Raw genomic sequence first — 24,748 nt, 5'->3', positions numbered from 1 at the left:
TGGTCGACGTAGCACGGCGCGGGATCACAGCTTACGGCAGGAGTCATCATGCCGAGCATAGACGCCCTCGCCGATCGCTTATCGACCTATCTCGGCACGGACCAGGTCAATCTGGTCCGCCGAGCGTATTTCTACGCCGAACAAGCCCATGACGGTCAGCGCCGTCGCAGCGGCGAGGCGTACGTCACGCACCCGTTAGCGGTCGCAAACATTCTCGCCGACATGCATATGGACCATCAGAGCCTGATGGCAGCCATGCTGCATGACGTGATCGAAGACACCGGTATCGCCAAAGAAGCGCTGCAAGCGCAGTTTGGTGAAACCGTGGCCGAACTGGTCGACGGGGTCAGCAAACTGACCCAGATGAATTTCGAGACCAAGGCCGAAGCCCAAGCGGAAAACTTCCAGAAGATGGCCATGGCCATGGCGCGCGACATTCGCGTGATCCTGGTCAAGCTGGCCGACCGCCTGCACAACATGCGCACCCTGGAAGTGCTGTCCGGCGAAAAACGCCGGCGGATCGCCAAGGAAACCCTGGAGATCTATGCACCCATCGCCAACCGCCTGGGCATGCACAGCATCCGCATCGAATTCGAAGACCTCGGTTTCAAGGCCATGCACCCGATGCGTTCCGCGCGGATCTACCAGGCGGTCAAGCGCGCCCGGGGCAACCGCAAGGAAATCGTCAACAAGATCGAAGAATCCCTGAGCCACTGCCTGGCCATCGATGGCATCCAGGGCGAGGTCAGCGGCCGCCAGAAGCACCTGTATGGCATCTATAAAAAGATGCGCGGCAAACGCCGGGCCTTCAACGAGATCATGGACGTCTACGCGTTCCGGATCATCGTCGACAAGGTCGACACCTGCTACCGCGTGCTCGGCGCCGTACACAACCTGTACAAGCCGCTGCCGGGTCGCTTCAAGGATTACATCGCGATTCCCAAGGCCAACGGCTACCAGTCGCTGCACACCACGCTGTTCGGCATGCACGGCGTGCCGATCGAGATCCAGATCCGCACCCGCGAAATGGAAGAGATGGCCAACAACGGCATCGCCGCCCACTGGCTTTACAAATCCAGCGGCGACGAGCAGCCGAAGGGCACCCACGCCCGGGCTCGCCAATGGGTCAAGGGCGTGCTGGAGATGCAGCAACGCGCCGGCAACTCCCTGGAATTCATCGAAAGCGTGAAGATCGACCTGTTCCCGGACGAGGTCTACGTGTTCACGCCGAAAGGCCGGATCATGGAGCTGCCCAAAGGCTCCACCGCAGTGGACTTCGCCTACGCGGTGCATACCGACGTCGGCAACAGCTGCATCGCCTGTCGGATCAATCGCCGCCTCGCGCCGCTGTCCGAACCGCTGCAAAGCGGCTCCACCGTGGAAATCGTCAGTGCCCCGGGCGCACGCCCCAACCCGGCCTGGCTCAACTTCGTGGTCACCGGCAAGGCTCGCACCCACATCCGCCACGCACTGAAACTGCAACGCCGCTCCGAGTCCATCAGCCTGGGCGAACGCCTGCTGAACAAGGTGCTCAACGGTTTCGACAGCTCGCTGGAAAAGATCCCCGCCGAACGCGTGCAAGCGATGCTCACCGAGTACCGCCTGGATCTGATCGAAGACCTGCTGGAAGACATCGGCCTGGGCAATCGCATGGCTTATGTGGTCGCCCGCCGCCTGCTCGGCGAAGGTGAACAGCTGCCAAGCCCGGAAGGTCCGCTGGCCATTCGCGGCACCGAAGGCCTGGTCCTGAGCTACGCCAAGTGCTGCACGCCGATCCCGGGCGACCCGATTGTCGGCCACCTGTCCGCGGGCAAAGGGATGGTGGTGCACCTGGACAACTGCCGCAACATCAGCGAAATCCGCCACAACCCGGAAAAATGCATCCAGCTTTCGTGGGCCAAGGATGTCACCGGCGAATTCAACGTCGAGCTACGCGTTGAGCTGGAGCACCAGCGCGGCCTGATCGCCCTGCTGGCCAGCAGCGTCAACGCGGCCGACGGCAATATCGAGAAAATCAGCATGGACGAACGGGATGGTCGCATCAGCGTGGTCCAACTGGTGGTCAGCGTGCACGACCGCGTGCACCTGGCCCGCGTGATCAAGAAACTGCGCGCCCTGACCGGGGTCATTCGCATCACTCGCATGCGTGCATAGCTCGCTATATAGCCCGCCCATTACAAGGAGTCATTCATGACCAAGACCGTTATCACCAGCGACAAGGCACCCGCCGCGATCGGCACTTACTCCCAGGCAATCAAGGCAGGCAACACCGTCTACATGTCCGGCCAGATCCCGCTCGATCCAAAGACCATGGAACTGGTGGAAGGCTTCGAAGCCCAGACCGTCCAGGTATTCGAGAACCTCAAGTCCGTGGCCGAGGCCGCCGGTGGTTCGTTCAAGGACATCGTCAAACTGAACATTTTCCTCACCGACCTGAGCCACTTCGCCAAGGTCAACGAGATCATGGGCAAGTACTTCCAGCAGCCTTACCCTGCCCGCGCCGCCATCGGCGTTGCCGCCCTGCCAAAAGGCGCGCAGGTTGAAATGGATGCCATCCTGGTCATCGAGTAACACGTCCGGCGCGGCTACCCAGGCCGCGCCGTCTCCGTTCTGAAAGGATTTCCTCATGCGCAAAGCGCTAGCCCTCTCGTTGTGCGCCCTGTTCCTCGGTGGCTGCGCCAGCGATCCCGCCGACCGTGACATCAGTGGTACCTGGATCAACCAGGTCGCCATCGACGCCGCCGCCAAAGGCGGACCGCTGCGCGAAGCCCTGCAAGGCTACGGCCCGAACCTGGAATGGGACGTCAACACCAAGGCCAGCCAGGCGCGCTACACCAACGGCTTCGAAAACGTCGAAGGCAAGGTGCTGGCTGAAGAATCCGGCGCCTGGAAAATCGATTTCTACGGCAGCTCCGCCAGCGAATTGAAACGCGACGGCAAACAGCTGCTGCAAGAAGCCAACGACAACGAACCGGAGCAGGTCTTCGATCGTCCCAAGGACCCGGCCCCGGAAGGCGCGCCACTGGGCGCCAACTTCGAGCGCGCCCTGTACTCGGCTTACCTGGGCGGCGAATGGAAAATCGTCAACGGCCCGGGCGAAGGCGGCACCGTGCTGTTCCAGTCCAACGGCCAGGTCATGGGCCTGCCGGGCGCCGATCGCTACGCATTGTGCCTCGCCGGCGACTGCGCTTCGATGAGCGGCGGCTACGACAACCTGTGGCTGCAGCTCAACGGCCAGGGCAACCCGTGGATCTTTGCGCGCAACGGCAAGCAACTGGAGATCTTCCAGCCCATCAACGCCTCCCAGGCGAACGAGGTACCTTCCCTCACCCCGGGTACGCGCCAGTGGCTACTGGAAAAACAGTGACCCAGCAAAAAGGAGCCGAAAGGCTCCTTTTTCTTTATCCATGATGCGGCTCAGCCCTGCCCTTCGATAATCTGCGCATACCCCTCGCGAAAACTCGGATAACGCGGCTCCCAGCCCAGGGCCCTGGCGCGGGCATTGCTGCAGCGCTTGCTGCCGGAACGCCGCACACTCGAGCTGTCCGCCCACTCGGTCACGCCCAGGTACTCCCGTAGCCAGCCCACCACCTCGGCCAAAGGCACCGGTGCATCGTCGACCCCGATATAGCAATCCTCAAGCACCACGCCGCGCCGATCGGCCTGCAACAGGAAGGCCAGCAACCCCGCGGCATCGTCGGCATGAATGCGGTTGCCATACAGCGGTGGATCGATGGCGACGCGATAACCCTGACGCACCTGATTCAACAGCCATTCCCGCCCCGGGCCGTAAATCCCGGTCAACCGCACCAGGCTGGCTGGAATGCCACTCTGCAAGGCCACTTGCTCGGCCTCGAGCATCAGCCGCCCGGAATAGCCGTCGGCCTGGGCCGGCGAGGTCTCGTCGATCCACTCGCCGTCTTTCTGCCCGTATACGCTGCTGCTGGAAACAAACAATAGGCGTTTCGGCGACTGCCCGTTCTGCTTGAGCCAACCCAGGACATGGGTCAACCCCTCGACATAGGCCGCACGATAGCCCGCCTCGTCATGCTCGGTGGCGGCCGCGCTGTACACCAGGTAATCCAGCGGTGTAGTGGGCCAGGCTGCCGGGCACTGCTCACTGAAAAGATCGCCCGCCACGCCGATCACCCCTTCCGGCAATTGCGAAACCGTGCGCCGCAGGCCGTAGACCTGCCAGTTTTCAGCCAGCAGTTGCTTCGCCAGACGGCTGCCGACATCACCGCAGCCAGCGATCAGAACAGAAGGGGCGGACATCAGAAAACTCCTATCAGAAAGGCACAGACTAGCGTCGGCAATGGACGAGCGGCTAGCAATCAAAGAAAAAAAGATACTCTATTACTTCTGTTAACAAGAATTAGTTGCAATAATGACGGCCCATTTGTTCTCGGCCCTGCGAGGCCTAGAAGGACACTTACCCTTTTCCCTCTCAGGTCCGGCCAGCATGACACGCAATCAATTCTCCGCTTCGCCAACCCAACGCCCAAGCCCGCTGCGCGCCATGAGCGCGGCCGCAGCGTTGCTGTTCAGCCTGCTGCTGGCACCGACCGCGGCCTTCGCCGATGAGCAGGCCCCGGCTGGCGCCGCGACACCTGCGCCAGCCCACGCGCCGGCCGATGCCACGGCGCCGGTAGCCACTCCGGTCGCCGCAGCGCCGGCACCTGCCGAAGGCGAAGCAGCCGGCGATGCACCTGAAGTCCTCGAAGCGGACAACTCCCTGGGCATGGCCCACGACCTGTCCCCGTGGGGCATGTACCAGAACGCCGACATCATCGTGAAGCTGGTGATGATCGGCCTGGCCATCGCCTCGATCATCACCTGGACCATCTGGATCGCCAAAGGCTTCGAGCTGATGGGCGCCAAGCGTCGTCTGCGCGGTGAAATCCTCAACCTGAAAAAGGCCACCACCCTCAAGGAAGCCAGCGTCACCGCCGCCAAAGAAGGCACCCTGGCCAACCTGCTGGTCCACGACGCCCTGGAAGAAATGCGCCTGTCGGCCAACAGCCGCGAGAAAGAAGGCATCAAGGAACGCGTCAGCTTCCGCCTCGAGCGCCTGGTAGCCGCCTGCGGCCGCAACATGAGCAGCGGCACCGGCGTGCTCGCCACCATCGGTTCCACCGCGCCCTTCGTCGGCCTGTTCGGTACCGTGTGGGGCATCATGAACAGCTTCATCGGTATCGCCAAAACCCAGACCACCAACCTCGCCGTCGTCGCCCCCGGTATCGCCGAAGCCCTGCTGGCAACCGCCCTGGGTCTGGTCGCGGCCATTCCGGCGGTGGTCATCTACAACGTCTTCGCCCGCTCCATCGCCGGCTACAAGGCCCAGGTCTCCGACGCTTCCGCGGAAGTCCTGCTGCTGGTCAGCCGTGATCTCGATCACCTGCCGACCGCCGAGCGCTCTGCGCAACCTCATGTGGCCAAAGTAGGGTAATCCGCCATGGGCCTGCATTTGAAAGAAGGCGCAGAAGACGATCTCGCCGAAAACCACGAAATCAACGTCACGCCGTTCATCGACGTGATGCTGGTGCTGTTGATCATCTTCATGGTCGCGGCGCCGCTGGCTACCGTGGACATCAAGGTCGATCTTCCGGCCTCGACGGCCAAACCGGCACCACGCCCCGAGAAACCGGTGTTTCTCAGCGTCAAGGCCGACCAACGCCTGTACCTCGGCGACGACGAAGTGAAGCCCGAAGCCCTCGGCGCCACCCTCGACGCCAAGACCCAGGGCAAAAAAGACACGACGATCTTCTTCCAGGCCGACAAAGGCGTGGATTACGGCGACCTGATGAGCGTGATGGATGCCCTGCGGGCCGCCGGATACCTGAAGGTCGGCCTGGTCGGACTTGAGACGGCTACCAAGAAATGATCACGACGCGCCAAAAACTGACGCGTTACAGCGGTAGCCTGGCCATCGTACTGGGGGTCCATGCGGTCGCGATCCTGCTCGCGCTCAACTGGAGCTCTCCCATGCCGGTCGAGCTGCCACCGCAGGCGATGATGGTCGAGCTGGCGCCGCTTCCGGCACCGCCTCCTCCCGCGCCGCCCAAGGTCGTGACGCCACCGCAGCCGCCGGCTCCGGTCGAAGAGCTGCCGCTGCCCAAACTCGCGGAAGCGCCGAAGCCGACGATTTCCGTGCCCAAGCCGGTCAAACCCAAGCCCAAGCCGCAACCGCCCAAGCCGGTGGAGAAAAAGCCGGAACCGCCGAAGGAAAAGCCGAGCGAAGAGAAGCCTAGCGACGCTCCGCCGACGCCCACCGCGGCACCGTCCTCGGCACCGGCTCCGGGCCCGTCGCCGGCGCAGATCGCCGCCAAGGAAAGCTGGCAAGGCACGCTGCTGGCGCACCTGGCCAAGTACAAGAAGTACCCGCCGGGTGCCCAGGCACGCGGCAAGGAAGGCCTGAACCGGCTGCGCTTCGTGGTCGACGCCCAAGGCAACGTGCTGTCTTATGAACTGGTAGGACGCTCGGGCAACGCCGATCTGGACCGGGCTACCCTGGAAATGATCCGCCGCGCCCAGCCGCTGCCCAAGCCACCGGCGGACATGCTCAACAACGGCTCGATCGAGATTGTCGCGCCCTTCGTTTACTCCCTGGAGAAACGTCGCCGCTGAGCATGATGCCCAGGCAATCCCCAGCAAAAAGGCACCCAAAGGTGCCTTTTTGCTTTTCCAGGCATGACCGGCATGCATTGCCCGGTGTCACAGCGAGCATTGAGTCTGATAACGTGCGTCTATCGATTGCAGCCGGTATGCTTGGCCCGCAACCTCATGGACGTCCGCTATGACTCTTACTGAATTACGCTACATCGTTACCCTCGCCCAAGAGCAGCACTTCGGCCACGCGGCCGAGCGTTGCCATGTCAGCCAGCCGACCCTGTCGGTGGGCGTGAAGAAGCTTGAAGACGAACTCGGTGTGCTGATTTTCGAGCGCAGCAAGAGTGCGGTACGTCTGACGCCGGTCGGCGAAGGCATTGTCGCCCAGGCGCAAAAGGTCCTCGAACAGGCCCAGGGCATTCGCGAACTGGCCCAGGCCGGCAAGAACCAGCTGACCGCCCCGCTGAAGGTCGGCGCCATCTACACCGTCGGCCCGTACCTGTTCCCGCACCTGATCCCGCAACTGCACCGGGTCGCCCCGCAGATGCCGTTGTACATCGAAGAGAACTTCACCCACGTGCTGCGCGACAAGCTGCGCAACGGCGAACTGGACGCGATCATCATCGCCCTGCCGTTCAACGAAGCCGACGTGCTGACCCTGCCGCTGTATGACGAACCCTTCTACGTGCTGATGCCCAGTACCCACCCCTGGACCCAGAAAGAGAGCATCGACGCCAACCTGCTCAACGACAAGAGCCTGTTGCTGCTGGGCGAAGGCCACTGCTTCCGCGACCAGGTCCTGGAAGCCTGCCCGACCCTGACCAAGGGCAACGACGGCGCCAAGCACACCACGGTGGAATCCAGCTCCCTGGAAACCATCCGCCATATGGTCGCTTCCGGCCTTGGCGTCTCGATCCTGCCGCTCTCGGCGGTGGACAGCCATCACTACGCTCCGGGCGTGATCGAAGTGCGGCCGCTGACCGCGCCCGTACCGTTCCGCACCGTGGCGATCGCCTGGCGCGCCAGCTTCCCGCGGCCGAAAGCCATCGAGATCCTTGCCGACTCGATCCGCCTGTGTTCGGTGGCCAAGCCGCCTGCCGCGAGCTAAGCCGTCGCGATGACTGAGCTGTCGAACGTGCCGGTCACGGCACTCAAGGGCGTCGGCGAAGCCATGGCCGAAAAGCTGGCCAAGGTCGGCCTGGAGAACCTGCAGGACGTACTGTTCCACCTGCCCCTGCGTTATCAGGACCGCACCCGCGTGGTACCGATCGGCGCGCTGCGCCCCGGGCAGGACGCGGTGATCGAAGGCACCGTCAGCGGCGCCGACGTGGTGATGGGCAAGCGCCGCAGCCTGCTGGTGCGCCTGCAGGACGGCACCGGCGGGCTCAGCCTGCGCTTCTACCATTTCAGCAACGCGCAGAAGGAAGGCCTCAAGCGCGGCACCCGCGTGCGCTGTTATGGCGAAGCCCGCCCAGGCGCCTCGGGGCTGGAAATCTACCACCCGGAATACCGCGCCATCAGCGGCGATGAACCGCCGCCCGTGGACCAGACCCTGACCCCCATCTACCCGCTCACCGAAGGCCTGACCCAGCAGCGCCTGCGCATGCTATGCCAGCAGAGCCTGGCCCTGCTCGGCCCGCGCAGCCTGCCGGACTGGCTGCCGCAAGAGCTGGCGCGGGATTACCAGCTGGCGCCGCTGGACGATGCGATTCGTTACCTGCATCACCCGCCGGCCGACGCCGATGTCGACGAACTGGCCCTGGGACACCATTGGGCCCAGCATCGCCTGGCGTTCGAAGAACTGCTGACCCATCAGCTGTCCCAGCAGCGTCTGCGCGAAAGCCTGCGCTCGCAACTCGCCCCGGCGCTGCCCAAGGCCACCCGGCTGCCGGCGCTGTACCTGAAGAACCTCGGTTTTCCACCCACCGGCGCGCAGCAACGGGTCGGCAACGAGATCGCCTATGACCTCAGCCAGCCCGAGCCGATGCTGCGGCTGATTCAGGGCGACGTAGGGGCCGGCAAGACCGTGGTCGCCGCCCTCGCCGCCCTGCAGGCGTTGGAGGCTGGCTATCAGGTGGCGCTGATGGCACCGACCGAGATCCTCGCCGAGCAGCACTTCATCACCTTCAAGCGCTGGCTCGAACCGCTGGGGCTGGAAGTCGCCTGGCTGGCCGGCAAGCTCAAGGGCAAGAACCGCACAGCCGCCCTGGAACAGATCGCCGCCGGCGCGCCTATGGTGGTCGGCACCCACGCGCTGTTCCAAGACGAAGTGCAGTTCAAGAACCTGGCGCTGGTGATCATCGACGAACAACACCGCTTCGGCGTGCAGCAGCGCCTGGCCCTGCGCCAGAAAGGCGTGGGCGGACGCCTGTGCCCGCACCAACTGATCATGACCGCCACGCCGATCCCACGGACCCTGGCGATGAGCGCCTACGCCGACCTGGACACCTCGATCCTCGACGAGCTGCCCCCTGGCCGTACGCCGGTGAACACCGTGCTGGTCACCGACTCGCGGCGCGTCGAAGTCATCGAGCGGGTGCGCGCCGCCTGCGCCGAAGGGCGCCAGGCCTATTGGGTGTGCACGCTGATCGAGGAATCCGAAGAGCTGACCTGCCAGGCCGCGCAAACCACTTACGAAGACCTGAGCAGCGCCCTGGGCGAACTGCGGGTCGGCCTGATCCACGGGCGCATGAAGCCGACGGAAAAAGCCGAGGTCATGGGCCAGTTCAAGGCCGGTGAATTGCAGCTGCTGGTGGCCACCACCGTGATCGAAGTCGGCGTCGATGTGCCCAACGCCAGCCTGATGATCATCGAGAACCCCGAGCGCCTGGGCCTGGCCCAGCTGCACCAGTTGCGCGGTCGCGTTGGTCGCGGCAGCGCCGCCAGCCATTGCGTCATGCTCTACCATCCTCCCTTGTCGCAGATCGGCCGCCAGCGCCTGGGCATCATGCGCGAAACCAACGACGGTTTTGTCATCGCCGAAAAGGACCTGGAACTGCGCGGCCCCGGCGAGATGCTCGGCACCCGCCAGACCGGCCTGCTGCAATTCAAGGTCGCCGACCTGATGCGCGATGCCGACCTGCTGCCGGCCGTGCGCGATGCCGCCCAGGCCTTGCTGGAGCGCTGGCCGCATCACGTCAGCCCGCTGCTGGAACGCTGGCTGCGCCACGGGCAGCAATACGGCCAAGTGTGAGCAGCGTCTCAGTTAAGGGGCGAATGCCCCGATCAAGCTGGTTATACTCCTGAAATTGTTTGAAAACGGATACAGACCATGACAGAAGTTGCCCTCGCCACCGCAGCCCCGCACGCTCCGTCTGTAATCCGGCTGCTGCTCGGCAAGCTGAACATCGGCTTCACGGAAGTCCTCGACCATCCTGGCCTGCCGGCCGCGCGCAAGGTACAGGCCGTCCTGCTGGACGACGCCGTCGGCGCGCTGATGGTGCTGTTCCCACAGAGCCAGTTGCTGGACCTCAATCGCCTCGCCGAACTGACCGGCCGCCGCCTGACCGCCGTCTCCACGGAACGCCTGGAGCGCATGCTCGGCAAACACAACCTGAGCCTGCTGCCCGGCCTGCCGGCGCTCACCAGCTCGCCCTGCCTGTATGAAGAAAGCCTGCTGCGCGAGCCGACCCTGCTGATCAACTCCGGCGAGCCGGGCCTGCTGCTGGAAATCACCAGCGACGCCTTCAAGAGCATGCTGAGCAAGGCCAGCGCCGGCAATTTCGGCGAGGCCCTGAGCAGCATCCGCCCGAACCTCGACCGCCCGGACGACGACCGCGAGGAAATCACCCAGGCGATGCAGGCCTTCACCGCCCGGCGCATCCAGCAACGCCTGGAAGCGACCATCGAGATTCCGCCGCTGGCCGAAACCGCGCAGAAGATCATCAAGCTACGGGTCGACCCTAACGCCACCATCGACGACATCACCGGCGTGGTGGAAACCGACCCGGCCCTGGCCGCGCAAGTGGTGAGCTGGGCGGCTTCGCCCTACTACGCCTCGCCGGGCAAGATCCGCTCGGTGGAAGACGCCATCGTCCGCGTGCTGGGCTTCGACCTAGTGATCAACCTGGCGCTGGGCCTGGCCCTGGGCAAGACCCTGAGCCTGCCCAAGGACCACCCGCAACACAGCACGCCATACTGGCAGCAGTCGATCTATACCGCCGCCGTCATCGAAGGCCTGACCCGCGCCATGCCGCGCGCCCAGCGCCCGGAAGCCGGTCTGACCTACCTCGCCGGCCTGCTGCACAACTTCGGCTACCTGCTGCTGGCCCACGTCTTCCCGCCGCACTTCTCGCTGATCTGCCGCCACCTGGAGGTCAACCCGCACCTGTGTCACAGCTACGTCGAACAGCACCTGCTGGGCATCAGCCGCGAACAGATCGGCGCCTGGCTGATGCGCTACTGGGACATGCCGGACGAGTTGTCCACCGCTCTGCGCTTCCAGCACGACCCAAGCTACGACGGCGCCTACGCCGAATACCCGAACCTGGTATGCCTGGCCGTGCGCCTGCTGCGCAGCCGCGGCATCGGCTCCGGCCCTGTCGAAGACATCCCTGACGCCCTGCTCGAACGCCTCGGCCTGTCCCGCGACAAAGCCGAAGACGTGGTCAGCAAAGTCCTCGAAGCCGAAGTGCTGCTGCGCGAACTGGCCTCGCAGTTCAGTCAGCACTGACACCCAGAAAAAAGCCCCGCTCCCGTAGGAGCGAGGCTTGCCCGCGATCATCTTCCGGCTGGTATACAGCCCGCCCTCAAGCCTTCGGCTTGGCCTTCTTCGGCTTCAGGTACTTGGTCAGCCCCTGGAACCAGATCACCAGCGCCGGGTTGCCCTTGATCTGGATCGACTTGTCCTGAATCCCGGTCATAAAGGCCAATTGCTTGTTCTTCGCCTGCATCGTGGCAAAACCATAGGCCGCATCCTTGAAGGCAATGGCGAATGCTGGCTCGGGATACACCCCAGACTTACTGGTAATCCGCTGATCCTTCACCCGGAAATGCCGCGCCACCTTGCCATCCAGCGTCTGCAACTGGAACACCAGCGCCTTGTCACCCAACTGCTGCTGGAACGCCGGATTGGTCCGGCTGGCCTTGCCCATCAACAGCCCCAGCATCCACAGAAGAAAACGAAATTTCATGCGCAAAGCCCCAAAGGAAAAATGAACGGCTGGCGCAGTGTAGCGGCTTCGGAGGGGAACGCCACAGTTATGCAATGTTAAGGGAAGATGAGTGCGTTATTGTGGATTATGACTGCCAAGTCACCCTCGTTTATCGGCTGCCTTAATGAGTCCGACACGCAGAGACCTGTTCATAACCCTGTGAATCCTTAAACCAGACCTGGCTTCACCCGCTCCTGGGCCAGGCAATAGCCAGCACTCCAGACAACAGGCTCAAGGCGAGCAGCACTTTGGCAATCAAGAACGCAACGCCGACAGAGTCGGAAATGCCCCCACTGCCGCTTGCCCCACTAGCAATGCCAGCCAGCCCGAGCAAAGCGCTGAGTATCGAGATCGCTAGCAGCACGATCGCCAGTACCGTGAATACTTTATGCATTGTGCGGCTCCTTCATCGGGATGGCCCATAAGTCGCGCGTTGATACTTCGCATAGGCTCGTTGAAGCTATTTTTTCGGGATGTTTCTCGCTATTGGCTTTCTCTTAATAGTCGTCATCACGTCCGGTCGGCGTCCAGTTGATGTCTTTATCGGCGTGATAGCCCTGCACAGGGTTCGGTGGCAGTGGGTGGTCTTTGGCCAGATTGGGGAAGCGCAAGTCTGGATTGTTGGCTAGCTCCCTGGACACTTTGTAGTATGCATCTTCAGTCTTCTTGTCTTTATTATAAGAAAACTTACCATTTTGAAATACATTTTCTATTTCCATGGCTCCTTTCCGTTCACCTAGAGCTGCAGCTCTTTGATAATAATGCAAGGCAACAGGGTAGTTTCTATCCAAGATCTCGTAGTATGTGGCCAACTCATAATTTGCGCTTGCATCGTTCTGATCTGCAGCACAGCGTAGGTAGGAAACCCCCAGATCTCTTTTCTTGGCCTCATAAATATAGATATTCCCTAACCTGACTTGAGCCATAGGACTACCTACATCTCCCGCCTTGAGCAAATATATTACTGACTGCTTATCAGACTGCACCACACCGACGCCTCTTTTGGTCATTACACTCATATCGTAATAACCCAGCGGTACCTGTAGCTTGATCATTTCCAGATACAAATCAATAGCCTTGTTCGTATCCTTAACAACCCCATCACCACGTAAGTATAGCTCTGCAAGATTGTGCATTGCTTTCCAATGGTTCTTTTCTACAGCCTGCTGGTACAGGCTGGCCACTTTGCTCCAATCAGCCGGACGCTCTTTGCTAAGCACCCGAGCTTGTTTAAACCATTGGTCTGCTTGCTGGTCCAGGGGTGGAGCAATATCTTTTTCATGAACACACTTGAAATCGTATGCCATGGAAAAGCCACTACCGCCCAATAGCACAACAGCCAACAGTGCTTTAATAGTCGTCATCACGTCCGGTCGGTTTCCAGTTGATGTCTTTGTCGGCGTGATAGCCCTGAATAGGGTGCGGTGGAAGTGGATGGTCTTTGGCCAAATTAGGGAATCGGAGATCAGGATCTTTATATAGCCGACTAGAAATATCACTGTAGGTATTTGCTATTTTTTCATTTCTCACATACCCAAAGTCGCCATCCCTGAAAGTATTTTCAATTAACAACGAGCCTTTTTTCAAACCTAGAGCCGCAGCATTTTGATAATAATGCATGGCGACAGGGTAATTTTTGTCTACTACTTTATAGTATGCGGCAAGTTCGTAATTCGCCTCGGCGTCATTCTGATGTGCCGCGCAACGCAGATAAGACTCGCCGAGCTTATCTTTATTTAATTCATATATATATATATTACCCAGCCTAGTCTGGGCTAGCGGGCTACCCAAGTCACCCGCCTTGAGCAAAAAATTCATGGCATCTCTATTTGACTGAACTACCCCAACACCTCTCTGAGTCATCACACTCATATCATAATAACCCAACGGAACTTGTAGTTTGACCATATGCAAATATAGATCGATGGCTTTATTTGTATTTTTGGTTACGCCATCACCACGGAGGTATAGCTCTGCTAAGTTATGCATTGCTTTCCAATGGTCTTTATCTACTGCTTGCTGATAGAGACCAGCAATTTTTACCCAATCAGGAAGTCTCTCTTTACTCATACCCCTTGCCTGCTTAAACCATTGATCGGCTTGCTGATCAAGAGGGGGAGCCGTATTAATTTCATGGACACACTTGAATTCATCAGCCATAGCTGCTCCAAAAAAACAAAAGAACAAAAAAGATAAACATTTAATCAAGGGCTTTTGCATAAGGTGTCACCACGTCCCAAAATCTGACCAAATTTCCATTAAGCGGTAAGTTTTTCTTCTGATTTCTCCAGTTATCAGTTACCACTTGCTCCCAATTTTCATAATCGAATGCAACGTTCTCACTTAAGCTGCTTTTGCTCGTATTGATTGCTTTCCCCGAATGCATCCCCCACAACCGCTCCCGCCAGGCCCGGGTGGTTTGCGGGCTTGGCATTGCGATATTCAGTTCGGAGTCGGAGTTCAGGCTGCGTTCGTTGATGTTGGCGGAGCCCAGGGTGAAGAAGAGGTCGTCCACCAGCAGCAGCTTGCTGTGTACATAGATGGACTTGTACTGCGCCATTCCTTGTTCCGGGCCGAGATGTTCGGTGATATCGCGTTCGGTCTGGCGCTGCTCGCGCGTCTTGGGAGTAGCGGTTTCGCCGCCGTCCTTGCAACTGACCAGAGTCGCGACAATGATTTTCAACCCCTTGGGCGGCAGCATCTCCGGCTCCAGTTCGCGAGCCGCGGCCTGGTTGTAGTGTTTGTTGGGGTCCATGGCCAGGAGTTCATCGGCGCGACTCGGATCGATACCCTGCTCATGCATTTGCGTCTGTACCTTGGCCAGCTCCTGATCGCGTGTCGGCGATTCGTCGCGGGCCTTCAGTTCGCGCTGGCGATAGGCAAGCTGGCGTTGATCGTAGAGCAGGTCGCGGTGGGCCAGGGGCATCAGTTCGCCCTGGCCAAGGGTGTCGAGCATCTCGTAGGTGGAACTGGAGAAATGCCCGCTCTCCGGGTTGTTGGTGACCACGAACAGGTGCAAGTCCTGTTGTTTGCCGGCAGCGACGTAGTCGGCGGCAACTTTCTTCAGGCGTTCGGCCAGCGGTTTGTAGCGGAAGTATTGGTTCTCGATATAGGCGTACTGATGCACATTGCCCAGGGCCTTTTCATATACCTCGAGAATGGTTTTTTCCGGGCCTTCTTCCGGTTGAGTCCGGCAAATCTGCGCGGGCTCTCCACCATCGAGGATCAGGCTCAGTGGTTTGACCGACGAGCGCTCGTGATTCAGGGTGCCCTTGAAGACCCGGCGTATCCAGCTGCTGCTCTTGTCCCAGGCATTGCAGAAGTTGTGATTGAGGTCGAATAGCACCGGGCCGCGTACAAATAGGGAAAGGTCCTGCCAGGGGCCGAAGCCCAGATCGCGCTTGCCGGCTGCATCGTCGTAGGCGTGGGCGGTGGTGTCCCAGTAGTTGCGCTGCAGGTTGTGGCCCATCACAAGACCTTTCGCTTTTTGCGGGTCCATGTAGTCGACCACCAGGGTTTTCTGGTGATGGCTGGGAAATAGGCTCAGGGCCAGCATCTGCATGAAGGGCACATCGTGAGACTCGTCCTTGAGCAGTCGCCACAGGATGGCAAGACGCCCCCAATGCATGCGCAGGCCATTTTGATCGTCGTAGGTCAACTCTCCTACGAGTTTGAAGTCCCGCGTACGAAACTCGATATTGCGGGCTTCGCGGCTGTGTACCCAGCGATACCAATCTCGGGTCTCGACCTGTTCGTTCGGGGCTTGAACCGTCCCTCCCGAATCACGGCCCTTGGTGTAGCCGCTGTCCAGGGCATCCAGGCTTTGCTGGATGTCGATCAGACGGTCGCGCGTGGCTCGTCGGCCGGCCTCGTCGTTTGCCGGAAGTTTTTCCAGGCGTGCCTGCTCCTGCTGCTGTTTTTCCAGGAGCTTTTCCCGTTTTTTTTCCAGGGCACTGGTGTCAGCTGGCTGGCCCTCGCGGAATCCAGAGCCCATCGATGTTCCGCCCCTGCCGCTCCAGCCCTCGCCGATAACCGAGTTCTCACCGAGCTGGGCCAGCCGGTTGTTCCAGATCAGTACCCGTACCTCGACACCACTTTCGGCCTTCTGCCTGAGCAGTTTTCCCAGACTGGGGCTGTCGGTCGAGGCCCGGTCGAGACGCAATCCCGGGTCGAAGCCCCAACTGATAAGGTCAATGCTTTTCGTAGCTGCCTGGATGCATTCATAGACCTTCTTGAAGGCTTCCTCGCCACACACCAGCGGCGTCACCACGTTGCCTGCCGGACGTGGCGGGCTTAGCGGATTGTTCTTGTGGGCGAACCAATCCGAAGTCAGGGTTGCGGCGCTTTCTTCAAGCGAGATCGACAGTTTCTGATCGAGGTATGTCATGGAGTGCTTCCTTTACTCTTTCTGCTCGCTTTGATCCGCCCACAATTGGCGGAACGCCTCACTGCTGCTCAACGCCTCCAGAGAGGCCGCCGCGCCCGGGAAGTCGCGATATCCCTCACGCCCCAGGCGCTCACTGCGTTGGCGCGTCTGTTCGGTCGAGGTTTCGCTCATGTCCAGGTTGAAACGGTGTCCGTTCACCGTTTCCACCGAATAGTTGCGGGTACCGGGAATATGCTGGAAAAGCACATTGCCCTTCTCGTCGCTGAAGCCTTTGTCGATAAGTGCGCCATCGGCGTAGAGCTGATAGGGCTCATCCGGATACCCCGGCATGTTGGGCAACGGGGAAATACGAATGCACAGCTGACCCGGTACGGTTTCTTTCGCCGGGTTGGCCAACGCCTCCTCCATCAGGCTGCCAGCCTTGTCCGCATCGGCCGCCCCTGGCAGACCCGGTATCTTGATCCCAATCCCCGTCCCACTCCCCGGCGCTCCCCCCGCATTGATCTTCACCACCGGCCCCACCACCGTGACGCCACCGGCATCGAGTTTGATAAAACTGCCCCCGGCCTTGATCGTCAGTTCGCTGCCCGCCTCGATCACCATCTTGGCGCCGGCCTTGAGGTGGATTTCCTGGCCGGCTTTGGTCAGTTGCGCGGTGCCGAGTTTGATGTGCTGGTTTTCGCCCACGGTCAGGTGGTCATCCACCTTGGTTTCGGTCTTGCGGTCGGCGTGGGTGATCCGATGTTCTTCGGCCTTGAGTTCGGTGTAGGTGTTCTTTTCCACCGTGTCGTGGCGTTCGTGGCCGATGCGGATTTTCTGGTCGTGCTCGATGTTTTCATCCCAGTCGCGCTGGGCATGGATGAAGATCTGTTCGGCGCCTTTTTTGTCTTCGATGCGCAGTTCGTTGTAGCCGGCGCCACCGGGCGAGCTCATGGACTTGAACACCGTGCGGGTCTTGTTCGCCGGCAGGGCGTAAGGCACCGGATGTTCCTTGTGGTACAGGCAGCCGGTGATCAGCGGCTGATCAGGGTCGCCTTCGAGGAAGGTCACCAGCACTTCCATGCCGATCCGCGGGATGACCAGGGCGCCGTAGCGGTCGCCGGCCCAGCTGGAGGACACGCGCAGCCAGCAGCTGGTCTTGTCATCGGCTTTGCCTTCGCGGTCCCAGTGGAATTGCACCTTGACCCGGCCGTACTGATCGCAGTGGATTTCTTCGCCCTTGGGCCCGGTGACCACCGCGGTCTGGCTGCCCAGCACCCGCGGTTTCGGGTGGTTCAGGGCCGGGCGGTAGAACACCTGCCAGGGCGTGGCGAGGAAGCGGTTGCGATAGCCCTGGTGGAAGTCATCCTTGTTGTCGGTGGTGTCGCTGGTCACCGACTCTTCCAGCACCTGTGGCTGCTTGCCTTCGTGGACGATGTGGGTCAGCAGCCACAGGTCGTTCCACTCGCTGCGCGGGTGCTCGGACAGTTCCAGGAAGTGGCCGCTGACCAGTCGCGTCTGGTCGCCCCAGCCTTCGGCCTGCTGGTAGTCGGCGCGGTGGCGTTCGAGGGCGCGCTGGCTGAGGAACTTGCCGCGCGCGCGGTCGGTGAAACGGCCCGGGTAGTCGTAGTCTTCCAGGTCCGGTTCTTCACTGTCAGTCTCGGGTTTATAGGCCGCTTCCAGTTGCAGGCGCGGCTTCTCGAAGTCGTAATCGCGTCGAGTAGTACGGCGGGTGCGGGTCTCCAGGCGCAGGTTGAAACCCTTGATCACCGGCTCGTCGGCGACCATGCCGCTGCCCTGGATATAGGCGGTGGGCTGGCCGAGCTTGGGGAACACGGTCTGGTCGTCGCCGAACACCAGCAAGTGGCCCTGCGGGCTGTGCTGGAAGTGGTAATGCAGGCCTTCCTCTTCGCACAGGCGCTGGATGAAATGCAGGTCGGTTTCGTCGTACTGCACGCAGTAATCGCGCTCCGGGCACGGAGTGCCGAGCTGGAACCGGTAGGCATTGCCCTGGATGCCGTGCTCTTCGAGGATCAGCGCGATGATCTTCGGCGCCGACAGCTGTTGGTAGATGCGCTGGTTGGTGCGGTGTTCGAGGTAGGCCAATTGCGGCACCAGCGACACCTGGTAGCGGGTCAGGCGCTTGCCGGCATCGCCCTGGGCCACGCGGTAGATCTGGCCGTGGATGCCACTGCCTTGCGGATCAAACGCTAGAAAAGCCTGCTTGTGCAGCAGGGTCTCCAGGTCCAGGTCGGGGTTCTCGCTGACCAGCTCCAGATCGAAACGGAACGGCTGGCTGATGCCTTCGATCCCCTCGAAAGACAGCACCTGCAAGTCACCCTGGAAGTCGTCGACTGTCAGGCTGAAGTGGGTTTCATTGGAAGGATTGAACATAGCTTGCTCCCTGTTCGATGGTCATCCGTTACGCCGATGGAACCAGCGTTGCAGCCAGGACGAATCCGCGCGCATGGCGTCGCGCAATGCTTGGGCGGAAATGGTGCGCTCCGCCGCGTCGAGGGCCAGCGCCGCGCGCAGGGCTGGCCAACAGTGTCTGGGTAGATGCCTGGGCGCCTGCAGCGAGCGGTCCAGGCGTTCGTCGCGGGCCTGGGTCGACGGCAACCGGCGATACGGGTGCTTGCCGCAGGCCAGTTCATAGATCACACAGGCCACCGCGTACAGGTCGGCGCTGGCCGACAGGGCGCCGCCCTCCAGCAATTCGGGTGCGGCATAGCCGGGCGTCCAGGCGTTGAAGCGGCTGCGGCTCAGTTGCGGCAGGCCGGGAAGGATGCCCTCCTCGGCCTGGCTCAGGCCGAAGTCGAACAGCCGCACGCCGTCTTCGCAGAGCATCACGTTGCTCGGCTTCAGGTCGCCGTGCAGCACACCGCGAGCGTGGCTGTACGCCAGGGCATCGAGCAGTGGCCGCACCACATCGCGCAGCTCTTCCCACGGCAGCCCCAACGGCCGCTCGCAGAGCAGTTTGTCCAGGGTCAGGCCGCGCATTAGCTCCATGGTGATGAAGGCGCGCTGGCACTGGGTGTCCACCTCGAAGCTGTGCAGGCGCACGACGTTCGGGTGGCGCAGGCGTCGGGTCAGGGCGAACTCGCTGTAGAGCAAGGCGCTGGCATCCGGCGTCTCGGAAAATTCTTCGCTCATGACTTTGAGCGCTATGTAAGGGTCGGGATCGCCGAACTGCTCATGCAGCAGGTCCCGCGCGCGGTAGACCGCGCCCATGCCACCGGCCCCGAGCAGGCGCTCGAGGCGGTAACGTCCGGCCAGCACGTCCGGCAGCCCGCCCACAGGCACCACGGCCTGAGCCTTGGAACGGGGGCGATTCCTGGAGCGGTTGCGGCCTTTGCCCTTGGCCTTGGGCGCCACGGGACGCGGCGCCTCATTGGCCTTGGCGAAGGCGAAATAGGTCAGGTTGCTGGCCTCTTCCTCGCTCATCAGGATGTTATCCAGACCGGATTTGAGATCACTCATTGGCGGATCACCACGGCGGTCAGATTGTCCCGCGCCGAGCCGCGCAGGGCGCCGTCGAACAGACGCTCCAGCGCCACCTGCGGCGAAGCCAGACTCAAGGCATTGCCCAGCGCATCGCTGGTCAGGCCCTGGTACAGGCCGTCGCTGCACAGCAGGAAGGCATCGCCGGGGTAGACCTGCAACTCCAGCACATCCAGGGTCAGCTGCTCGCTGGCGCCCACCGCCCGGGTCAGGGCATTGGCCGCCGGATGGGCCCGCGCCTGCTCGACGCTCATCTGCTGCTCGTCGATCAGTTGCTGCTGCAGCGAATGGTCCTTGGACAGCTGGTACAGACGCTGCCCGCGCCACAGGTAACAGCGGCTGTCGCCGGCCCAGATGCACGCCGCGCGGTCGCCTTCCAGCAACAGCGCGACCACGGTGCTGCCCATGATGCTGTCGTGGCGCTCGGCGGTGACGGTCAACTCCTGGCCCAGGCGCCGGTTGAGCCAGTGCAGGCACTGGCGCAGGCCCTTGAGGCGCTCGTCGAAGCTGTCTTGCGCCGGCAACTCGGCCAGGCTGGCGACGATCAACTGGCTGGCGATGTCGCCACCCTGATGCCCGCCCATGCCGTCCGCGACCACCCAGAGCCCCTGCTCCGGACAGTCGAGGAAGGCATCTTCGTTGCGCGCCCGAACCTTGCCCGGGTCGGTGCGCGCAGCGCTGCGCCAGGTACTGGCAACCAGCATCAGAGCTGCACCGGCATGCGGAAGGTACGCAGCACACCCATGTCGAACGGGTTCGGCGTGCGCTGGCTCATCAGCAGGTAGTTGGCGCGCAGGCCGCCCAGGTCGGCCTTGAGCACCAGAACGTCACGGCCGGTCAGGTACTCGGTCTGCATCAGGTCGAACAGACGGAACAGCGACCAGGGGCCGGTGTTCTTTTCGATACCCACCGGGCGCCCGGCCATTTTGTCCAGCACCAGGCTGGTGCGGCCGTCTTCGGCGTCGGTCGGCCACTTGAAGGACACCGGCACGATCGGGCCGTGGCGGTACTCCATGGTCTTGTCGCCGAAACGGAACTCGGAACGGCTCACCGCCGGGTCCAGGGTGTAGGGCTCCAGCTTGAACTGCACCTGCGGCTCCGCCGGGTTCTCCGAGAAGAAGCTCTGGCGGATCACCTGGGCGGCGGCCATCTGGTCGAGGTAGACCTTGGACATCGGCAGGCTGTGGCCGTCGATGCTGCGCAGGCGGTAGTTGCCCGGATCGCCGCTGACGAAAGGCCGCATATAGTTTTCGAAGAAGCGGTCGGCGATGCCCTGGGCCTTGAAGAACTCGCGGAAGTCGCTGATGGCGACATCGCTGGTGCTGTGGGCACTGAACGGATAACGCTTGCTGATGGCCTTGCCGTAGAAGCTGTACAGCTCGCTCTGGTAGCGCTGGTTCAGGTACTGGTAGGAGTCGTTGAGCACCAGGCGCCAGGTGTCTTCCGCCAGCACGTTGAACCACACGCTCACCGGACGCGGCAGGCGCACCGAGGCGTTGCGCAGGTTGCTCAGGGCATCGCGCTGGCCGCTCATGCGGGTCTTGGCCATCTCGAACGCCGCCTGCTCGGGCGCGCTGGCACGGGCCAGGCCGGCCAGTTGCAGTTGCAGGTCGTTCAACGCTTGCAGCGCCGGCGTCAGGTCCGCCGCCGGGCCGTTGTTGTCGTCCAGCAGGCGGTGCAGCGGTTCGAAGCGACGTTGCAGCGACTTCTTCGCGGTGTCCGGCAGGTTCTTGGCCAAAGCTTCCTGGGCCTTGCCCGCGGCAGCCGCCGCGACCTTGCCCAGCGCCCCGCCCTTCTCGGCGGCTTTATCCGCCGCGGCGGTCACGTCTTCGGCGCTTTCGGCGATGGCCTGGAAGCGAGTGTTCTCACGCACTTCCACCAGCAGTTGCAGCACCGGCGAGTTGGCTGAAGTCAGGCCGGCGACCTGATCGGCGCCTTCGCCGGCATCGTTGAACGGCTGCAGGCCGACCTGGCCCACTGCTTCGCTCCAGAAGTTGGCGTAGTCGCGGAAGTACAGCTGCTCCAGCTCCACCATCAGGCGGCGCAGGTCCATGCCGCTGATGCCGCTGCCTTCGCCCAGCACCCAGTTGTCACGCAGGATATCGGTGACCAGCGCCGTGCCCTGGACCGAGAAATACTGCTGGTAACCCTGCTGGGTGTAGAAGCCCGGGATCGCGTAGTCGGTGCCGACGAACAGGCTGCCCTGCGGCCCCAGGTGCTGGCTCAGGCGGTACTCCGGCAGGCTCCGCGCCTGTTCGCGCAGCACGCGGTAGACCACATTGGCCAGCGACTCGCTGCGCAGCACCTGGCGCGCCTGGGCCACCAGCGTGTCGTTGAGCGGGTAGCTGAACGGCAGCTTGAGCAGGCGTTCGAAGTGCGCGTTCAGGCCGTTCTGCACCGCGGTGTTGCCGGCGTAGCGCGTCGACCAGTCGCTGGCCACCCAGTCCTTGAGCCAGGACGGATCGCGACGATCCTGCATGTTCAGCATCAGGTACGCCCGCAGGCTGTTGAGCAGGCGGTCGCGGTCGCGCATGTTGCCGCGGATCTGCCCTTCGAGCATCTGCGCCACCCGTGGCAACAGCTGGGCTTGCAGCTCACGCTCGTAGGCGCTGAGCACCACCGGGTTGCTTTCCTCGCCCTGGTACAGGCCGACCCGCTCGTGCAGCGAGACGTCGCCCTTGGCCGGGAACACCTTGGTGGCTTCGAAGCTGGTATCGAGGGTCTTGAGCGCCGCCATCGCGTCGTCGCGGGCGGTCAGCGCCGTGCGCTGCTGGTTCCAGTTCTGCGCCAGGGAGCGCAGGTTTTCCAGGCGCTCGTAGTTGGCGGAGAAACCACCGGCCCAGAGCAGGCCGAACAAGGCCAGGGCCACCAGCGCGCCAACGTACAGCGCACGCTGGCCCCAATGGATGCGATTGCGCTCGCGCTTGTCCAGGCCAGCCAGGTCGGCCTCGGGGAAAATCACCCGGCTCAGCAGGTGGTGAATGAAGCGCGAACGGCCGCTGCGCAGGGTCGGCAGCACGCCGGCCGCCATGCCCAGGCTGGCGCCGATGCTGGCGGTGTCGGGGTCGAGCTTTTCGGTCAGGTGCGGCGCGCTGGTCAGGTAGAAACCGCGCAGCTGGCTGGCCCGCTGGTAACGGTTGCCGGTGAACGCCATGTCGACGAACAGGCACAGGTGCTCGCCGATCTGGCCCAACTGGTGCGGGAAGTCGAGGATGCGGCCACGGCGCTGGGTGTCGCGCTCCTGGTGCATGCGCATGATCACCTGGCTGTTCAGGCGCCGCAGCAGCTCTTCGAACTCCTGGCGCAGCACGGCGACGTCGGTGCCGTTCTGTTCCTTGCGGAAGCTGGTGCCGAGCACCTGGTCGCTTTCCTCGCGGCTCAGCTGGTCGAAGAACTCGTCGAAGCCCAGCAACTGGTCGGCCTTGCTCAGCACCAGGTACACCGGCACATCGACATGCAGTTTCTGATGCACGTCCTGCAGGCGCGCGCGGACCTGGCGCGCCAGGGTCTCGAGATCCTGCTCGTTGCCGCTCAGCAGCAGCTCCACCGGAATGGTCACCAGCACGCCATTGAGCGGACGCCCGCGACGGCGCTTGCGCAGCAGGTTGAGCAAGGTGCTCCAGGCACTGGCGTCGACTTCCGCGTCGGGCTGGGTCAGGTAGCGGCCGGCGGTGTCGATCAGCACGCCGTGGCCGGCGAAGTACCAGTCGCAATGCCGGGTGCCGACGGTGTCGCGGGTCAGCTTGCGGTCGATCTTGTTGATCGGGAACTCAAGGCCCGAGAAGTCCAGCAGGCTGGTCTTGCCGCTGCTCTGCGGACCGATCAGCAGGTACCAGGGCAGGTCGTTGCGCCAGCGCTCGCTGCGCCCGCGGTACAGGCTGGAGGTCTTGAGGGTGCGCATGGCTTCCTTGAAGCGGCTGCGCAGCTCTTTCTGTTCCTCGTCGATCAGCTCTTCGCGGCGCAGGCGTTCCTGGCCGTCTTCGCTGTCTTCCATTTCTTTCTTGCGGACCCCGGCGCGCCAGCTGACGAAGACCATGGTCAGGCCCCAGATCAGGAACAGCACGCTGATGGTCAGCAGGCGCGAGGTCGCGCTTTCCCAGAACTTGTAGTCGTTGACCGCCAGCAGCGGCCCGACGAACCACACCAGCAGTGCCACGAACAGCACCAGCAACAGCGTCCAGACCCACGTCTTGCGCAGGAAGGCGCCGACTTTCTTGAAGAAGTTTTTCATCACACGTCCCTGTATTACGGCTGGGGCTGGACCACGGCCGGGTCAAGCTGCTGATAAGGTTGCAGAACGGTCTCGCGCTGCTCGCCCAGAACCCAGGCGAACCCCGAATACATCACCACCAGGCAGACCACCGTGAACAGCGCGACCATCCACCACGGCACGATGCGCACCAGGCTGCGGCGCTTGTCGTGCAAGCCTTCCCAGTGTGGCGACAGCTCGCGCGGCACGTCGCCACGCAGCTGACGGATCTGCCGGTACAGCGCGTCGCGAATGCCTTCGAGTTCGAGCATGCCGCGGGCCATGACCCGGTACTTGCCCTCGAAGCCCAGCGACAGGCACAGGTACATCAGTTCCAGCATCGGCAGGTGCTTGACCGGGTTCTTCGACAGCCGGTCCAGCAGCTGGAAGAACTTCTCGCCACCAAAGGTCTCGTTGTGGAAGCTGCTGAGCAGGCTCATCTGCGACCACTCGCTTTCATTGCCCCACGGGGTGGTGACCACCGCCTCGTCGACCACGGTGCACAGCACGTAGCGGGCGGCCATGACCTGGCTGCTTTCGGCGCCGTTGTGCAGGGCGCGCACCTCGAACAGTTTCAGGGCCGAGGTCAGGCGCTCGTTGAGCGCGTACAGGTCTTCGCGGGTGTCGCTGTGCTTGAGGCGCACCACTTCCGACAACAGATCCGAAGCCGCCGCCACCAGCGCGTTCAGGCTGATGTTGAAGGCCTCGGCCGGGCGCAGGCGCGCGGCGTAGATCATCCGTTCTTCCAGTTGCTCGAAGCGCGGCGGCGCGGCGAAATCGGTCAGCGGACTCTGCGCCGGGCCATGGCCCTGGCGATCGAGCAGGACGGTCTTGTCGTCCTGGTTGTGTTCCATGTCCTTGATCATGTCG

20 protein-coding genes are annotated in these 24,748 nt (G+C 62.3%); 9 read left to right on the top strand and 11 right to left on the bottom strand.

Annotation, left to right across the window (positions count from 1 at the left end):
• Nucleotides 1–48 precede the first annotated feature (48 nt).
• Genes spoT through CRO75_RS05255 form a run of 3 tightly spaced genes read left to right on the top strand, consistent with a single transcriptional unit; the run spans nt 49 to nt 3,367 of the window.
• Nucleotides 49–2,154: a bifunctional GTP diphosphokinase/guanosine-3',5'-bis pyrophosphate 3'-pyrophosphohydrolase gene (spoT, locus tag CRO75_RS05265; protein WP_097134643.1), complete on the top strand. Its 2,106-nt coding sequence runs from the start codon at nt 49–51 to the stop codon at nt 2,152–2,154.
• Nucleotides 2,155–2,190: 36 nt separating this feature from the next.
• The gene (locus CRO75_RS05260; protein ID WP_007921133.1) at nt 2,191–2,571 is read left to right on the top strand and encodes a Rid family detoxifying hydrolase; all 381 of its coding nucleotides are present in this window, start codon (nt 2,191–2,193) and stop codon (nt 2,569–2,571) included.
• A gap of 55 nt (nt 2,572–2,626) precedes the next feature.
• Nucleotides 2,627–3,367, top strand: a complete 741-nt coding sequence (locus CRO75_RS05255) for a hypothetical protein (RefSeq protein ID WP_007921135.1) — start codon at nt 2,627–2,629, stop codon at nt 3,365–3,367.
• Nucleotides 3,368–3,417: 50 nt separating this feature from the next.
• Here the strand turns inward: CRO75_RS05255 and CRO75_RS05250 are convergent, their stop codons facing one another.
• Entirely contained in the window at nt 3,418–4,275 is an 858-nt protein-coding gene (locus tag CRO75_RS05250) for an SDR family oxidoreductase (protein WP_097134642.1), read from the bottom strand.
• 187 nt (nt 4,276–4,462) lie between these two features.
• On the opposite strand from CRO75_RS05250, the gene exbB reads away from it, so the two are divergent.
• The 6 genes from exbB (at nt 4,463) to CRO75_RS05220 (ending at nt 11,281) form a co-directional block, all read left to right on the top strand.
• The gene (gene exbB / locus CRO75_RS05245; RefSeq protein WP_097134641.1) at nt 4,463–5,449 is read left to right on the top strand and encodes a tonB-system energizer ExbB; all 987 of its coding nucleotides are present in this window, start codon (nt 4,463–4,465) and stop codon (nt 5,447–5,449) included.
• 6 nt (nt 5,450–5,455) lie between these two features.
• Nucleotides 5,456–5,884: a TonB system transport protein ExbD gene (exbD, locus tag CRO75_RS05240; RefSeq protein WP_097134640.1), complete on the top strand. Its 429-nt coding sequence runs from the start codon at nt 5,456–5,458 to the stop codon at nt 5,882–5,884.
• Entirely contained in the window at nt 5,881–6,627 is a 747-nt protein-coding gene (locus CRO75_RS05235) for an energy transducer TonB (RefSeq protein ID WP_007921144.1), read from the top strand. The genes exbD and CRO75_RS05235 overlap by 4 nt, the downstream gene beginning before the upstream one ends.
• Nucleotides 6,628–6,796: 169 nt before the next feature.
• A complete protein-coding gene (locus tag CRO75_RS05230) occupies nt 6,797–7,717 on the top strand; it encodes a hydrogen peroxide-inducible genes activator (protein ID WP_009046190.1) in 921 nt (306 codons plus the stop codon).
• Nucleotides 7,718–7,726: 9 nt separating this feature from the next.
• Entirely contained in the window at nt 7,727–9,802 is a 2,076-nt protein-coding gene (gene recG / locus CRO75_RS05225; protein ID WP_007921149.1) for an ATP-dependent DNA helicase RecG, read from the top strand.
• Between the two features lie 78 nt (nt 9,803–9,880).
• Nucleotides 9,881–11,281 (top strand): aminoacyl-tRNA deacylase and HDOD domain-containing protein, encoded by a 1,401-nt coding sequence (locus tag CRO75_RS05220; RefSeq protein ID WP_009046192.1) that lies wholly within the window; start codon nt 9,881–9,883, stop codon nt 11,279–11,281.
• A gap of 76 nt (nt 11,282–11,357) precedes the next feature.
• Here the strand turns inward: CRO75_RS05220 and CRO75_RS05215 are convergent, their stop codons facing one another.
• The 10 genes from CRO75_RS05215 to icmH form a co-directional block, all read right to left on the bottom strand.
• Entirely contained in the window at nt 11,358–11,741 is a 384-nt protein-coding gene (locus CRO75_RS05215) for a helicase (protein WP_097134639.1), read from the bottom strand.
• 205 nt (nt 11,742–11,946) lie between these two features.
• On the bottom strand, nt 11,947–12,156 hold the full coding sequence (locus CRO75_RS05210) for a hypothetical protein (RefSeq protein WP_097134638.1): 210 nt from the start codon (nt 12,154–12,156) through the stop codon (nt 11,947–11,949).
• A 103-nt stretch (nt 12,157–12,259) separates the two neighbouring features.
• Nucleotides 12,260–13,126, bottom strand: coding sequence for a tetratricopeptide repeat protein (locus CRO75_RS05205; protein WP_097134637.1), 867 nt, complete (start codon nt 13,124–13,126; stop codon nt 12,260–12,262).
• Nucleotides 13,113–13,982, bottom strand: coding sequence for a tetratricopeptide repeat protein (locus tag CRO75_RS05200; protein ID WP_239990561.1), 870 nt, complete (start codon nt 13,980–13,982; stop codon nt 13,113–13,115). Before CRO75_RS05200 ends, CRO75_RS05205 begins: the two co-directional genes overlap by 14 nt.
• Nucleotides 13,963–16,149, bottom strand: coding sequence for a phospholipase D-like domain-containing protein (locus CRO75_RS05195; RefSeq protein ID WP_097134636.1), 2,187 nt, complete (start codon nt 16,147–16,149; stop codon nt 13,963–13,965). The genes CRO75_RS05200 and CRO75_RS05195 overlap by 20 nt, the downstream gene beginning before the upstream one ends.
• A gap of 12 nt (nt 16,150–16,161) precedes the next feature.
• Complete coding sequence (locus CRO75_RS05190; RefSeq protein WP_097134635.1) at nt 16,162–18,522, bottom strand: type VI secretion system tip protein VgrG; 2,361 nt, start codon at nt 18,520–18,522, stop codon at nt 16,162–16,164.
• Nucleotides 18,523–18,543: 21 nt separating this feature from the next.
• Nucleotides 18,544–19,608: a serine/threonine-protein kinase gene (locus tag CRO75_RS05185; RefSeq protein WP_097134634.1), complete on the bottom strand. Its 1,065-nt coding sequence runs from the start codon at nt 19,606–19,608 to the stop codon at nt 18,544–18,546.
• Entirely contained in the window at nt 19,605–20,333 is a 729-nt protein-coding gene (locus CRO75_RS05180; protein ID WP_007930264.1) for a PP2C family serine/threonine-protein phosphatase, read from the bottom strand. The genes CRO75_RS05185 and CRO75_RS05180 overlap by 4 nt, the downstream gene beginning before the upstream one ends.
• A complete protein-coding gene (gene tssM / locus CRO75_RS05175) occupies nt 20,333–23,860 on the bottom strand; it encodes a type VI secretion system membrane subunit TssM (RefSeq protein ID WP_097134633.1) in 3,528 nt (1,175 codons plus the stop codon). Before tssM ends, CRO75_RS05180 begins: the two co-directional genes overlap by 1 nt.
• A gap of 14 nt (nt 23,861–23,874) precedes the next feature.
• A complete protein-coding gene (gene icmH, locus CRO75_RS05170) occupies nt 23,875–24,744 on the bottom strand; it encodes a type IVB secretion system protein IcmH/DotU (protein WP_007930266.1) in 870 nt (289 codons plus the stop codon).
• Nucleotides 24,745–24,748 lie beyond the last annotated feature (4 nt).

It is taken from the genome of Pseudomonas sp. LAMO17WK12:I10, assembly GCF_900215185.1.
In the GTDB taxonomy this organism is placed as follows: Bacteria; Pseudomonadota; Gammaproteobacteria; order Pseudomonadales; family Pseudomonadaceae; genus Aquipseudomonas; species Aquipseudomonas chlororaphis.
Note: the sequence above shows the minus strand (reverse complement) of the source record. Positions and strands in the feature narration are given on the sequence as shown.

Bases quoted from the DNA above. Each gene is read 5' to 3' on its own strand.
- CRO75_RS05260 (WP_007921133.1), top strand. From the start codon at position 2,191: ATGACCAAGACCGTTATCACCAGCGACAAGGCACCCGCCGCGATCGGC.
- CRO75_RS05180 (WP_007930264.1), bottom strand. From the start codon at position 20,333: ATGCTGGTTGCCAGTACCTGGCGCAGCGCTGCGCGCACCGACCCGGGC.
- CRO75_RS05200 (WP_239990561.1), bottom strand. From the start codon at position 13,982: ATGCAAAAGCCCTTGATTAAATGTTTATCTTTTTTGTTCTTTTGTTTT.
- tssM (WP_097134633.1), bottom strand. From the start codon at position 23,860: ATGAAAAACTTCTTCAAGAAAGTCGGCGCCTTCCTGCGCAAGACGTGG.
- exbB (WP_097134641.1), top strand. From the start codon at position 4,463: ATGACACGCAATCAATTCTCCGCTTCGCCAACCCAACGCCCAAGCCCG.
- CRO75_RS05235 (WP_007921144.1), top strand. From the start codon at position 5,881: ATGATCACGACGCGCCAAAAACTGACGCGTTACAGCGGTAGCCTGGCC.
- CRO75_RS05215 (WP_097134639.1), bottom strand. From the start codon at position 11,741: ATGAAATTTCGTTTTCTTCTGTGGATGCTGGGGCTGTTGATGGGCAAG.
- CRO75_RS05220 (WP_009046192.1), top strand. From the start codon at position 9,881: ATGACAGAAGTTGCCCTCGCCACCGCAGCCCCGCACGCTCCGTCTGTA.
- CRO75_RS05185 (WP_097134634.1), bottom strand. From the start codon at position 19,608: ATGAGTGATCTCAAATCCGGTCTGGATAACATCCTGATGAGCGAGGAA.
- CRO75_RS05205 (WP_097134637.1), bottom strand. From the start codon at position 13,126: ATGACGACTATTAAAGCACTGTTGGCTGTTGTGCTATTGGGCGGTAGT.
- CRO75_RS05190 (WP_097134635.1), bottom strand. From the start codon at position 18,522: ATGTTCAATCCTTCCAATGAAACCCACTTCAGCCTGACAGTCGACGAC.
- CRO75_RS05255 (WP_007921135.1), top strand. From the start codon at position 2,627: ATGCGCAAAGCGCTAGCCCTCTCGTTGTGCGCCCTGTTCCTCGGTGGC.
- CRO75_RS05210 (WP_097134638.1), bottom strand. From the start codon at position 12,156: ATGCATAAAGTATTCACGGTACTGGCGATCGTGCTGCTAGCGATCTCG.
- icmH (WP_007930266.1), bottom strand. From the start codon at position 24,744: ATGATCAAGGACATGGAACACAACCAGGACGACAAGACCGTCCTGCTC.
- recG (WP_007921149.1), top strand. From the start codon at position 7,727: ATGACTGAGCTGTCGAACGTGCCGGTCACGGCACTCAAGGGCGTCGGC.
- CRO75_RS05230 (WP_009046190.1), top strand. From the start codon at position 6,797: ATGACTCTTACTGAATTACGCTACATCGTTACCCTCGCCCAAGAGCAG.
- CRO75_RS05250 (WP_097134642.1), bottom strand. From the start codon at position 4,275: ATGTCCGCCCCTTCTGTTCTGATCGCTGGCTGCGGTGATGTCGGCAGC.
- spoT (WP_097134643.1), top strand. From the start codon at position 49: ATGCCGAGCATAGACGCCCTCGCCGATCGCTTATCGACCTATCTCGGC.
- exbD (WP_097134640.1), top strand. From the start codon at position 5,456: ATGGGCCTGCATTTGAAAGAAGGCGCAGAAGACGATCTCGCCGAAAAC.
- CRO75_RS05195 (WP_097134636.1), bottom strand. From the start codon at position 16,149: ATGACATACCTCGATCAGAAACTGTCGATCTCGCTTGAAGAAAGCGCC.